Origin of the sequence: Pseudomonas karstica (genome assembly GCF_009707515.1) — a bacterium.
Classification (GTDB): domain Bacteria; phylum Pseudomonadota; class Gammaproteobacteria; order Pseudomonadales; family Pseudomonadaceae; genus Aquipseudomonas; species Aquipseudomonas karstica.
The window spans coordinates 23646-36260 of the sequence record NZ_WLYI01000006.1; the positions used below are offsets into that span (position 1 = coordinate 23646).

Here is a 12615-nt window from a genome sequence, read left to right on the forward strand (position 1 = left end):
CCACCACTTGGTGCCTCGCCTGGGCTCGGCATGCCCTCTCCCCGGCATTACTCCGTGGGCCGCCGCGACGGGCCATCCATGGCCCAACACGGCTAAACCGGCGTCCTGCCGGTTTGCCCACTGCGTAATACCTACGTTCGGCCAGCGTGGTTTAACGGGGCGCCGAAGATCAAAAACAGAGCGAGGCGGCCTGACAGCCGACCTGATCGTTGAAGCGTACGCGCTGTTGCTGTTGCTCTTGCCCTTACTTCCTTATTCGCTGACGAAGTCAGCACTCTCTTGATCTGGCTGTTGATCTTGATTTTGATCTTAGGCGCCCCGTTAAACCACGATGGCCGGAGTCCGGCATTGATTCGGGGGGTAAACCGGCAGGACGCCGGTTTAGCCGCACTGGGCCAGGGATGGCCCAGTGCGGCGGCCCCCCGGAGCAATGTCGGACTACGGGCACACCGAGCCTGAGCGAGGTGCCGAGTGGTGGGGCAAGAGCCCTTTTGGTTACTTTTGGGGCTCTTTTCCAAAAGTGACTCGCTGTAAAAGCGAAACCCTAAGCCGCCATGACCGCAGCAACGGATATGTACCCAACCCCACCCCAGAAATCCTGCCCTTATAAAAAATATATAGTGAACCTATGCCCATCACGGGCAAGTACCTATACCTCAGGCTTCAGGCCAGAACGCCCGAATCCCGGCAACACCTTGCGCCCCAGCGTCCCAAGCCTTTTCCCGCTCCGCAGGACCAACCCCACCCAACAAAAACACCGGTTTACTGAACTCGCTGATCAACCGCTCCGCCTGCTCCCAGCCCAACGGCTGCGCATCAGGATGAGTCTGGGTCGGCTGCACCGGCGACAGAGTGACAAAGTCCACGTCCATCAACTCCGCCAGGGCCAGCTCTTCAGCATTGTGACAAGACGCCGCCAGCCAGCGATCCTTGGGCAATGGTCGGCCCTTGCTGGCGTACTTGCGCAGTTGCGCCGAGGTCATGTGCCAACCAGCCGAAGGGAAATCCCCCAACCATTCAAAAGGCCCCTTGAGCATCAATTGCGCCTTGCCCGCACACAGGCCCACAGCATCCACCGCCAGGTCGCGGTACTTGGGGTCGTAGCCATTTGGCGCCCGCAGTTGAACCAGCTTGATGCCACCAGCGATAGCTTTCTGGATACCGCGCAACAACGTCGGCGTTTCCAACTCACCCGGGGTAATCAGGTATTCGCCGGGCAGGCGCGCAGCCGAGACGATTGGCGCATTGGCTGCCGGAAACTCATAGTTCACCAGGTCCCGCGGAGCCACCCACTCAAGGGGTTGCCCTTCGGCACCGTGAGGCTCGCCGGTAAAGGCCGAGACTTCCCAGACATCCAGCAACACCTGTTTATCCGGATAGTCATGCTGCACCTTGATCAACGGCCGGGCCGTGGAGACCTGGATGCCCAGTTCTTCCTGCAGCTCTCGACCCAGCGCGCAGGCCACCGATTCATCGGCTTCCACTTTGCCACCGGGAAACTCCCAGAGACCGCCCTGGTGCTGGGTATTGGCACGGCGCGCCAGCAGAACCCTGCCGTCGACGCCACGGATAACCGCTGCTGCTACATGAATTCGTTTCACCGCACTATGTCCTCTCACAATTCAGGGGCAAGCCGGATCGCCGCACTGCCCCTCACCACGCCCTGTGTCAGGTGCGGTATTCAGCGTTGATCTTCACGTACTCGTGGGACAGGTCGGTGGTCCAGATGGTTTCACTGCACTCACCGCGACCCAATTCGATGCGAATGGTGATTTCTTCCTGCTGCATCACCGCCGAACCCTGGGCCTCGGTGTAAGTCTGGGCACGCGCGCCGCGGCTGGCAATGCACACGTCACCCAGGAACACGTCGATCTTGCTCACGTCCAGGTTCGGTACGCCGGCCCGGCCAACAGCAGCCAGAATGCGGCCCCAGTTCGGATCGGAAGCAAACAGCGCGGTCTTGATCAATGGTGAATGGGCCACTGTGTAGCCCACATCCAGGCACTCCTGGTGATTGCTGCCACCGTTGACTTCAACCGTGACGAACTTGGTAGCGCCTTCACCGTCACGCACAATGGCCTGGGCTACCTCCATGCACACCTCAAATACCGCTTGCTTCAAAGCCGCGAACAACGGGCCGCTGGAGGTCGTGATTTGCGGCAGGTCGGCCTTGCCGGTGGAGATCAGCATGCAGCAATCGTTGGTCGAGGTATCACCGTCAATGGTGATGCGGTTGAACGACTTGTTGGCACCGTCCAGCATCAGGTTCTGCAGCACATCGCGGGAAACGTTGGCATCGGTGGCGATATAGCCAAGCATGGTGGCCATGTTCGGCCGAATCATCCCCGCGCCCTTGCTGATGCCGGTCACAGTGACTGTCACGCCATCATGCACAAACTGACGGCTCGCACCCTTGGGCAAGGTGTCGGTGGTCATGATCCCGGTGGCGGCGGCTGCCCAGTTGTCCACGGACAGGTCATCCAGTGCGGCTTGCAACGCGCCTTCGATTTTTTCCACCGGCAGCGGTTCACCGATCACACCGGTGGAGTACGGCAATACCTGGTTGGCATCGACACCGGTCAACTCCGCAAGCTTGGCGCACGTGCGGGCGGCGGCGGCCAAGCCCGGTTCGCCGGTACCGGCGTTGGCATTGCCGGTATTGGTCAGCAGGTAGCGTACCGGGCCTGCCACACGTTGCTTGGCCAGGATCACTGGCGCTGCGCAAAACGCGTTCAGGGTGAACACACCAGCAATGGTCGAGCCTTCGGCACAGCGCATCACCACGACGTCCTTGCGACCCGGGCGTTTGATGCCGGCCGAAGCAATACCGAGCTCAAAACCGGCAACCGGGTGCAACGTGGGCAAAGGACCAAGACCAACAGCCATGAATGCGCTCCTTAAGTATGTGATGTCTGCGCCGTCGTCATCGACGCTGATGAAATGGCAAAACGCCGCGACGGCTGGTGCCGGTCGCGGCGCGGGGGTGTTTCTTGTCAGCGGAAAATCTTAGTCGATTTTACCGTGGCAATGTTTGAACTTTTTGCCCGAACCGCAGAAGCACAGTTCGTTGCGACCCAGTTTCTGCTCGTTGCGCACCGGCGATTGAGCCAGGGCGGTATCAACCTCCTCGCCCAACACTTGCGACTGCTCAAGGCCAGGCGCTTCATCGTGCTGGAACTGCATGCGCGAGGCCAAGGATTCAGCCTCCTGGCGCAGGCGAGCCTCTTCTTCGACCGGGTCTTCGCGACGTACCTGTACGTGGGACAGGACACGAATCGAATCGCGCTTGATCGAATCCAGCAGCTCGGAGAACAACGTGAACGACTCGCGCTTGTACTCCTGCTTCGGATTCTTCTGGGCATAGCCACGCAAGTGGATACCGTGGCGCAGGTGGTCCATGGTCGACAGGTGGTCTTTCCACAAGTCATCCAGCACGCGCAGTACGATTTGCTTCTCGAAGGTGCGCAGTGCTTCGGCACTCGCCTGTTCTTCTTTCTCGTTGTACGCGGCCAGCAGTTCGACCATCAGTTTTTCACGCAGGGTTTCTTCGTACAGGTGGTCGTCTTCATCGAGCCATTGCTGAACCGGCAAGTCGACACCAAAGTCACTCTTCAGCGCCGCTTCCAGACCGCTCACGTCCCACTGCTCAGGCAGCGACTGCGGTGGAATATGGGCGCTGACGGTAGCGCTGAGGACGTCCTGACGGAAATCAGCGATGGTTTCGCCAATGTTGTCGGCGGCCAGCAACGTGTTACGCATGTGATAAATCACTTTACGCTGTTCGTTGTTGACGTCATCGAACTCCAGCAGTTGCTTACGAATATCGAAGTTGCGACCTTCAACCTTGCGCTGGGCCTTCTCGATGGCATTGGTCACCATGCGGTGTTCAATCGCTTCACCGGACTGCATGCCCAGGGCCTTCATGAAGTTCTTCACGCGGTCCGAGGCAAAAATACGCATCAAGCTGTCTTCCAGGGACAGGTAGAAGCGGCTGGAACCGGCGTCACCCTGACGGCCGGCACGACCCCGCAGTTGGTTGTCGATACGACGGGATTCGTGACGCTCGGAGGCAATTACCTGCAAGCCACCGGACTCCAGCACTTGCTGGTGACGTTTCTGCCAGTCGGCCTTGATCTGGGCGATCTGCTCAGGAGTCGGATTGTCCAGGGAAGCCACTTCCACTTCCCAGTTACCACCCAACAGGATGTCGGTACCACGACCGGCCATGTTGGTGGCAATGGTCAGCGCGCCGGGGCGGCCAGCCTGGGCGATGATCTCGGCTTCCTTTTCGTGGAACTTGGCGTTGAGGACCTTGTGCTCGATGCCTTCCTTGTCGAGCAGGCTGGACATGTGCTCGGACGTTTCGATGGTGGCGGTACCCACCAGCACCGGACGGCCGTGGGTCATGCACTCCTTGATGTCGGCGACGATGGCCGCGTATTTCTCTTCGGCAGTCAGGAACACCAGGTCGTTGTAGTCTTTACGCGCCAGGGGCTTGTTCGGCGGAATAACCATTACCGACAGACCATAGATCTGGTGAAATTCGAACGCTTCGGTGTCAGCGGTACCGGTCATGCCGGACAGCTTGTTGTACAGCCGGAAGTAGTTCTGGAAGGTGGTCGAGGCCAACGTCTGGCTCTCGGCCTGGATGTTGAGCACTTCCTTGGCTTCGATTGCCTGGTGCAGGCCTTCCGACAGACGGCGACCATGCATGGTACGACCGGTGTGTTCGTCCACCAGCACGACCTGGCCATCCTGGACGATATATTCGACATTGCGATTGAACAGCTTGTGGGCACGCAGGCCGGAATAAACGTGGGTCAACAGGCCCAGGTTGTGCGCCGAGTACAGGCTCTCGCCTTCAGCCAACAGGCCGATCTGGGTCAGCAAGTCTTCGACGAACTGGTGACCGGCTTCGTTGAGTTCGACCTGGCGGGTCTTCTCGTCGATGGAGTAGTGGCCTTCTTTGGTCACCACACCTTCTACTTCCTCGATGTGCTGTTCCAGGCGCGGGATCAACTTGTTGATCTCGGTGTACAGGCGCGAACTGTCCTCGGCCTGACCGGAAATGATCAGCGGGGTACGGGCTTCGTCGATGAGGATGGAGTCGACTTCGTCGATCACGGCAAAGTTGAGTTCACGCTGGAATTTCTCTTCCATGCTGAACGCCATATTGTCGCGCAGGTAGTCGAACCCGAATTCGTTGTTGGTGCCGTAGGTGATGTCGGCAGCATAGGCGGCACGCTTCTCTTCCGGCGGCTGGAACGGCGTCACGACGCCGACGGTAAGGCCGAGGAATTCATAGAGCGGGCGCATCCAGTTGGCGTCGCGGCGGGCCAGGTAGTCGTTCACCGTCACAACGTGCACGCCCTTGCCGGACAGTGCATTGAGGTAAACACCCAGGGTGGCCACCAGGGTCTTGCCTTCACCGGTACGCATTTCGGCAATCATGCCTTCATGCAAGGTCATGCCGCCGATCAACTGTACGTCGAAGTGGCGCATGCCCATGACACGCTTGCCGGCTTCGCGGGCGACCGCAAAGGCTTCGGGAAGCAGCTTGTCGAGGGATTCACCTTTGGCTATGCGGGCCTTGAACTCTTCGGTCTTGGCGCGCAATTGCTCATCCGAAAGGGCAACCATCTGCTCTTCGAAGGCATTGACCAGCTGCACCGTCTTGAGCATGCGTTTAACTTCACGCTCATTCTTGCTTCCAAAAAGTTTCTTTAACAAAGGCGCAAACATATCGACAGGTTCTTCCACACATAGGGATGGAGGGCGCCCCGTGAGTCGCCCGAGCAGCCCTCATGGCCGCATGCGAACGCGCATTCTACCCGGAAACGTGGGTGAGGAAAGTGGCGTTATTCCCCGATGCTGGCACGGCGCCTTAAGAGGGCTTATTTAAAATAAGGGCTTTTTGCGGAACTTCAACCCATGGGGCGCAGAAGTTAACCATTGATTTAATGGATAAACCCCTGGCAAAGCAATGCCCGGGGGCGGGGTAGACGCTTTCTGCTACCATGGTGACTCTGTTACTTAAGGTGTTTGATCATGGCGTTTCGCCCACTTACGGCTCGCGCTCCTGCCGTGCTGCTTCGCGAAGCCAAGCCGTTGAAAGCCATCTTCGGCCACGCGCAACGCCTGGGCCATCTGCAACGCCTGCTGGAAAGCCAGCTACAACCCGCGGCCCGTGAACACTGCCATGTGGCCTCGTGGCGCGAAGGTAACCTGTTACTGATCGTCACTGATGGCCATTGGGCAACCCGCCTGCGCTATCAGCAGAAACGCTTGCAACGCCAGCTACAGGCCTTTGACGAGTTCGCCAGCCTGACGCGGATCCAATTCAAGGTACAACCGCCGACCGTCCAGCAAGGTGCCGTAGGGCATACGATGGATTTATCGGTGGGTGCCGCCGAGACCATTCAGGCCACGGCGGACGGTATTACCGATCCGAAATTGCGAGCGGCGCTGGAGCGATTGGCCGCACATGCCAAGCCCAAACTGTAGGCCCGCCCTCATCTTTCCTGCATCATTTACGCTTGCTCCCCCCCAACAACGAACCCAATAGCCCACGCACCAGTTGCCGGCCCATCTGATTGGCCGCCTGTTGCATGGCAGATTTCAGCGCCTTGCCTGCGGTAGTCCCCAAAAATGCACCGGCCTTGTCCGTGAAGCTCGATTCTTCGGTTTCAGGTGTGGCCCCCTCTTGTGGCGCCAGGTCCTTGCGCACCATCAGCACTTCGTAGGCCGATTCCCGATCGATCGGTTTGTCATAACGGCCCAATAACGGCGAACTGGCGATCAATGCCGCTCGTTCAGCCTCGGTCAACGGCCCGATCCGTGATTGCGGCGGTGCCACCAGCACCCGCTGGACCACCTCTGGCGTGCCTTTTTCCTGCAACGTGCCCACCAACGCCTCACCGGTACCCAGCTCAGTCAGCACCGCCAGGGCGTCGAACGCAGGGTTGGGTCGAAAACCGTCGGCCACCGCCCGCAAGGACTTCTGCTCTTTGGTCGTGAACGCCCGCAGACCATGCTGGATACGCAAGCCCAACTGTGCCAGGACGCTGTCCGGCAGGTCGCCCGGCGATTGAGTGACGAAATACACCCCGACACCTTTGGAACGAATCAGCCGCACTACTTGCTCCAGCCGATCCTGCAGGGCCTTCGGCGTATCGGCAAACAGCAAGTGAGCCTCATCGAAGAATAGCGCCAGCAGTGGCTTTTCGGCATCGCCGCGCTCCGGCAGTTGCTCAAACAACTCCGCCAGCAACCACAATAGGAACGTCGCATAGACCTTGGGCGACTCATGTACCAACCGACTGGCATCCAGCAGGTGAATACGCCCGCGCCCATCGCTGGCAGGCTGCAAAATATCTTCCAGTTGCAAGGCCGGCTCGCCGAACAAGGCTTCTGCACCTTGCTGCTCAAGCACCGCCAGGCGCCGCAACAAGGCCTGGCTGGAACCGGTGGTCATCAAGGCCGCGTCCTCGCCCAGCAGTTCCGGGTGGAACTTGAGGTGATTGAGCAACGCCTTGAGGTCCTTGAGGTCCAGCAGCAGTAGGCCTTCGCGATCGGCCACTTTAAAGGCCGCGTACAAGGCCGACTGCTGACTGTCCGTCAACTCCAACAGGCTGCCCAACAATAGCGGCCCCATTTCACTCATCGTTGTACGAAGTGGATGACCCGATTGCCCGTGGATATCCCACAATGTCACCGGATAAGCCTTGGGCGTGTAATTGAGGAATGGCATGCCGGCAATACGTTCAGCGACCTTGCCCTGGGGATTGGCCGCTGCTCCCAGGCCGCACAGGTCACCCTTGATATCGGCAGCAAACACCGCGACGCCCGCATCGCTGAAGGCTTCCGCCAAGCGTTGCAAGGTGACGGTCTTGCCGGTCCCCGTGGCGCCGGCAACCAGGCCGTGGCGGTTAGCCAGGCGCATAGCCTGGGCAATAGGCTGGCCTTCAAGGTCTGCACCAATAATGAGTTGCGAAGAGTCTGGCATTTTGTCACCCATGGTTAATCTTTAACGCTGCACGGTCGATACAGACAATCGAGAGACCCAAAAAGTCTAAAACAGGTCAGATACGTCTTACAGTAGTAGATGGAGATATCACACTTCTTTTGATGCTGTCATTTCCGGCGCACCTACCAGGACGCGCCTCGGATATTAAGACCTTGGCGGACCCTGGGGGGCGCGCTCAATTAGTGTCCCCGTTGCGTTGCCCCCTATGGGGCCGCTTCGCGGCCCATCGCAGCCTCGTACCTCGACAGCGGCTACAAGCCACAAGCAGCCTTGTGCTTCGACGCGGCCACAAGCCACGCACAGTTTTGTACCTCGGCGGCGGCTACAACCCAAGCGAACATCTATTCTTACCGAAGGTCCACTAAAGAGAGCAATGGAGCGGAGGGATGTTTATCGTGCATATCGCTGACATAACCATGTTCTACGCCCCTGCCAGCGGTGGCGTACGCACGTATCTGGATGCCAAGCACAGACGCCTTGCGCTCAAGGCCGGCATTCGCCATAGCCTGCTGGTCCCCGGCGCCCATTTGAGTGAACAGGATGGCGTGTTCAACGTACCGGCTCCCGCCCTGCCCTTTGGCAAAGGCTATCGCTTCCCGTTGCGCCTGGCACCTTGGCGCAATGCCCTGCACGAGTTACAGCCTGATCTTATCGAAGTCGGCGACCCTTACCTGACCGCTTGGGCTGCCCTGGATGCACGGCGCCAACTGGATGTACCCGTGATCGGCTTTTACCACTCCGATTTGCCGCTGCTGGTGAGCAATCGCATGGGCAACTGGTTTACCCCAAATGTCGAAGCCTATGTCAGAAAACTCTATGGGAATTTTGACCGGGTCCTGGCACCCAGCCAGGTGATGGCAGAAAAACTGATCGGCCTGGGGGTGAAAAATGTGTTCGTCCAGCCTCTGGGAGTCGACTTACAAACATTTACCCCCGCTGCTCGGGACCCGGAGCTGCGGGCAGAGCTGGGCGTCAGCGAAGACACTCGCTTGCTGATCTTTGCCGGGCGCGGCTCCAAGGAAAAAAACCTGCCGGTGCTGCTCAACTGCATGAAACGCCTCGGTGAGGGGTATCACCTGTTGTTGGTCGGTTCCGGTATGCCCGCCGCCGTGCCGGACAACGTTACCGTGGTCGACGGCTTCCGCCCCGCCCAACATGTCGCCCGGCTGATGGCCAGCGCCGACGCCCTGCTGCACGGCGGCGACCAGGAAACCTTTGGCCTGGTGATTCTTGAAGCCATGGCCTGCGGCATTCCGGTGGTTGCCGTGGCCGCCGGAGCCTTCAATGAAATCGTCGATGAACGCTGCGGCCTGCTCTGTGCGCCCAACGATCCCCGCGCCATGGCCAACACGGTGCTTGAACTGTTCAACACCGATAGCCGGCAACGCGGAGTGCAGGCCCGGCGCCATGTCGAACAGCACTACGCCTGGGATACTGTCGTCGACAGCCTGCTGGGGCATTACCACGCAGTACTCGGTACCCACCAACCGATGCTCGCCCATGGTTGAACGGTCGGTAATACTGGTGCTGCATGACGTGGCACCGCAAACCTGGGCGGACTATCAACCCTTTGTCGAAGCCGTGGACGCCTTGGGCACTGTGCCCATCACTTGGCTGGTGGTACCGGACCTTCACCGACACAATGCCCTCGCAGCCCATGGCGAGTTTCTGCGCCTGCTCGACAGGCGTGTGGCCAAGGGCGATGAATTGACCTTGCACGGCTACTACCATTGCGATGACCAGCCGCCACCACGCACACCCAAGGATTGGTTCATGCGGCGGGTGTATACCCACGAAGGAGAGTTTTACCGACTGTGCCAAGCACAGGCATTGTCACGGCTTGCCGAGGGTATCGAGCTGTTCCGTCGTCATGACTGGCCACTTCAAGGCTTCGTCGCCCCTGCCTGGCTGATGAGCGCCGGCACCCGTGAGGCGTTGCGTCAGTTGCCATTGACCTACACCAGCGATCCACAGCACCTGTATCGCCTCCCCGAGTTTAATCCGCTAGACGCCCCGGGACTGGTGTGGAGCGCACGCAGTGCCTGGCGTCGAGGGGTATCGAAAGTCCTCAGCGATGCTCGCGAACAACGCTGGCAATCCGCAGCGGTGATTCGCCTGGGTTTGCACCCGGTGGACGTGCGTCACGCATTTTCCCGCCAATATTGGTTCGATACCCTGCAGCGCTTATTGAATGCTGGCAGAGTCCCATTGACCAAAACCGCTTGGCTTGCGACTCAGCCATGAGCCGCTTGATCTGGTTGCTGGCGGCGTTACTGGCCGCACTGACGATCCCAGTGTGGCTGGGCGGCGGTGAAATTGGCGCTCGTTTGCAGCAGTTTCCCCTGCAATGGCTGCTGGTGATGTTCTTCATGATTGTGCTGTGCTGGGTGATCAATACCCTGCGCATCCGCCTGCTGCTGGGGGAACACATCGGGCAGTTGGGGCGGTTAAAAAGCCTCGGGGTGGTGATGTCCACCGAATTCGCCATGTGCGCCACCCCTGGTGGTAGCGGCGGACCAGCGACCCTGATGGCATTGCTGGCGCGCAACGGCATACGCCCGGCTCATGGTAGCGCGGTGTTTGCCATGGATCAGTTGAGCGACCTGCTGTTTTTTCTTTGCGCATTGCTCGGGATCGCGGTGTACGCGTTGTTTCATACCCTCAATCCGAGGTTGGAATGGTTGCTGGGACTTAGTGCGGTGTCGATGGTGGGTGGGCTGTTCAGTTGCCTGTTGCTGGTTCGCTATCACCGACGATTGATTCGCCTGACGGGTCTTGTGTTCAAGCACATCAAGGTGCGGGCCAGCACCCGCCGCCGTTGGGCGCGCAAATGGTTGCGCTTTCTCGCAGCCTTCACTGACACCTTCAAATTGCCATGGCAGACTCTGGTGTTGGTGTTCTTGCTGACCTGCATGCACTGGGCCTTACGCTACAGCGTGCTGTACCTGGCCTTGCGCGGCCTGGGAACCAATGTGCAATGGGCCTGGAGTTTCTTGATCCAGATGCTGTCATTGACAGCCGGACAGTTCAGCCTGCTGCCGGGCGGTGCAGGCGCAGCAGAATTGACATCGGCCGCCCTGCTGGCACCAATGGTGGGTAAATCGACCGCAGCAGCGGCAATTCTGATCTGGCGGGCAGTGACCTATTACTTTTACCTGCTGGCGGGTGGGCCAGTGTTCCTGCTGATGGTCGGCAAGCCTTTACTCAAACGGCTGATTCAGGGGAAGCGGGAGGATCGGTCTCCTTGTGCAACTGCTCCCATAATTGGGCCGCATTCGGGAAGTCAGTACCGTCTTCGGCATCAAGAGCATCCGGGTCATAACGACTCAAACACCCCTCCCCCAACGTAGCAGGAGCCCTGGAGGTGGCTTTATCGAACGGATCAGTCATCCAATCAATCCTCATCTACATGCCAGGGAAAAGAGCCTGCAGCGATTTACGCCCAGGCCCTCACCTTCAATCAGAATACGACCGTCTTGTTGCCATGCACCAACACCCGATCCTCCAGGTGATAACGCAGACCGCGCGCCAAGACCATCTTCTCGACATCACGACCGAAGCGCACCATGTCTTCGATACTGTCGCTGTGGCTGACTCGCACCACGTCCTGTTCAATGATCGGGCCGGCGTCCAGTTCTTCAGTAACATAGTGGCAGGTTGCGCCAATCAGCTTCACACCGCGCAGGGACGCTTGGTGATACGGCTTGGCGCCGACGAATGACGGCAGGAAGCTGTGGTGGATGTTGATTACTTTACCGGCGTATTCACGGCACAGTTGCGGCGGCAGGATTTGCATATAGCGCGCCAGTACCACTACGTCGGCGTCGTGCTGCTTGACCAGGCGCGATACTTCGGCAAATGCCGGCGCCTTGTTCTGCGGGTCGACCGGGACGTGGTAGTAAGGAATACCATGCCACTCGACCATGCTGCGCAAGTCGTCATGGTTGGACACCACACAGGAAATCTCGCAGTCCAGCTCATCGCTGTGCCAGCGGTGCAACAAGTCCGCCAGGCAGTGGGATTCGCGGCTGGCCATCAGGACCACGCGTTTTTTCTGTTCCGTGTCGGTGATATGCCAAGTCATCGAAAACTCTTCGGCGATGGGCGCAAATGCCTCGCGAAAAGCCTCAAGACCAAAGGGCAGCGTGTCGGCACGTATCTCGTGACGCATGAAGAACCAACCGCTGAGATTGTCCGAGTGATGACTCGCTTCGGTGATCCAGCCGTTGTGGGATGCCAGAAAGTTACTGACTTTAGCAACGATGCCGACGCGGTCCGGGCAAGCAATCACCAGCCGAAAAGTGCGCATTAGGGGGAAACTCCAGAACTTCGCAAAGGTCGCCATTCTAGCGATTACGCAGAAAAACTGCAGTATCCGTTAACGCTTATTCCGTCTGTGGTTGTCGGGGCTACCCCTTAATAGCGTAAGGTTTTACCTCATCATATGTGTATGCACGCTCAAACCCGGACAGTTAGCCAAGGATTAACAAGAATATATTTTGCCTCACGCCTTACTAATTAACTCAAATCCATGCTTTCACCCACAGACAACCAAAGTAAATTACATAAAAGCCGCCTTAAATGTTTAC

General features: G+C 58.8%; 9 protein-coding genes. 4 read left to right on the forward strand and 5 right to left on the reverse strand.

Going from position 1 to position 12615, the window contains the following annotated elements; all coding sequences use genetic code 11:
- Positions 1-656: 656 nt before the first annotated feature.
- The 3 genes from GIR22_RS06205 to secA all read right to left on the reverse strand — a co-directional run bounded on the left by GIR22_RS06205 (position 657) and on the right by secA (position 5742).
- Positions 657-1601 (reverse strand): Nudix family hydrolase, encoded by a 945-nt coding sequence (locus GIR22_RS06205; protein ID WP_178122120.1) that lies wholly within the window; start codon positions 1599-1601, stop codon positions 657-659.
- A gap of 67 nt (positions 1602-1668) precedes the next feature.
- On the reverse strand, positions 1669-2886 hold the full coding sequence (argJ, locus tag GIR22_RS06210; RefSeq protein ID WP_154742477.1) for a bifunctional glutamate N-acetyltransferase/amino-acid acetyltransferase ArgJ: 1218 nt from the start codon (positions 2884-2886) through the stop codon (positions 1669-1671).
- Positions 2887-3006: 120 nt separating this feature from the next.
- Positions 3007-5742: a preprotein translocase subunit SecA gene (gene secA, locus GIR22_RS06215; RefSeq protein ID WP_154742478.1), complete on the reverse strand. Its 2736-nt coding sequence runs from the start codon at positions 5740-5742 to the stop codon at positions 3007-3009.
- A gap of 306 nt (positions 5743-6048) precedes the next feature.
- Here secA and GIR22_RS06220 point away from each other — a divergent pair, with 306 nt between their 5' ends.
- Positions 6049-6504, forward strand: coding sequence for a DUF721 domain-containing protein (locus GIR22_RS06220; protein ID WP_154742479.1), 456 nt, complete (start codon positions 6049-6051; stop codon positions 6502-6504).
- Positions 6505-6526: 22 nt separating this feature from the next.
- Here GIR22_RS06220 and GIR22_RS06225 read toward each other — a convergent pair whose 3' ends face one another.
- Positions 6527-8005 (reverse strand): helicase HerA-like domain-containing protein, encoded by a 1479-nt coding sequence (locus tag GIR22_RS06225; protein ID WP_154742593.1) that lies wholly within the window; start codon positions 8003-8005, stop codon positions 6527-6529.
- A gap of 407 nt (positions 8006-8412) precedes the next feature.
- Between GIR22_RS06225 and gpgS the strand changes: the two genes are divergently transcribed.
- Genes gpgS through gpgF form a run of 3 tightly spaced genes read left to right on the forward strand, consistent with a single transcriptional unit; the run spans position 8413 to position 11376 of the window.
- Positions 8413-9534, forward strand: coding sequence for an N-acetylglucosaminyl phosphatidylglycerol synthase (gene gpgS, locus GIR22_RS06230; protein WP_154742480.1), 1122 nt, complete (start codon positions 8413-8415; stop codon positions 9532-9534).
- A complete protein-coding gene (gpgD, locus tag GIR22_RS06235) occupies positions 9527-10270 on the forward strand; it encodes an N-acetylglucosaminyl phosphatidylglycerol deacetylase (protein WP_154742481.1) in 744 nt (247 codons plus the stop codon). Before gpgS ends, gpgD begins: the two co-directional genes overlap by 8 nt.
- Positions 10267-11376: a glucosaminyl phosphatidylglycerol flippase gene (gene gpgF, locus GIR22_RS06240; RefSeq protein ID WP_154742482.1), complete on the forward strand. Its 1110-nt coding sequence runs from the start codon at positions 10267-10269 to the stop codon at positions 11374-11376. Before gpgD ends, gpgF begins: the two co-directional genes overlap by 4 nt.
- Positions 11377-11486: 110 nt before the next feature.
- On the opposite strand, the gene purU is transcribed toward gpgF, so the two are convergent.
- Entirely contained in the window at positions 11487-12335 is an 849-nt protein-coding gene (gene purU, locus GIR22_RS06245) for a formyltetrahydrofolate deformylase (protein ID WP_154742483.1), read from the reverse strand.
- Positions 12336-12615 lie beyond the last annotated feature (280 nt).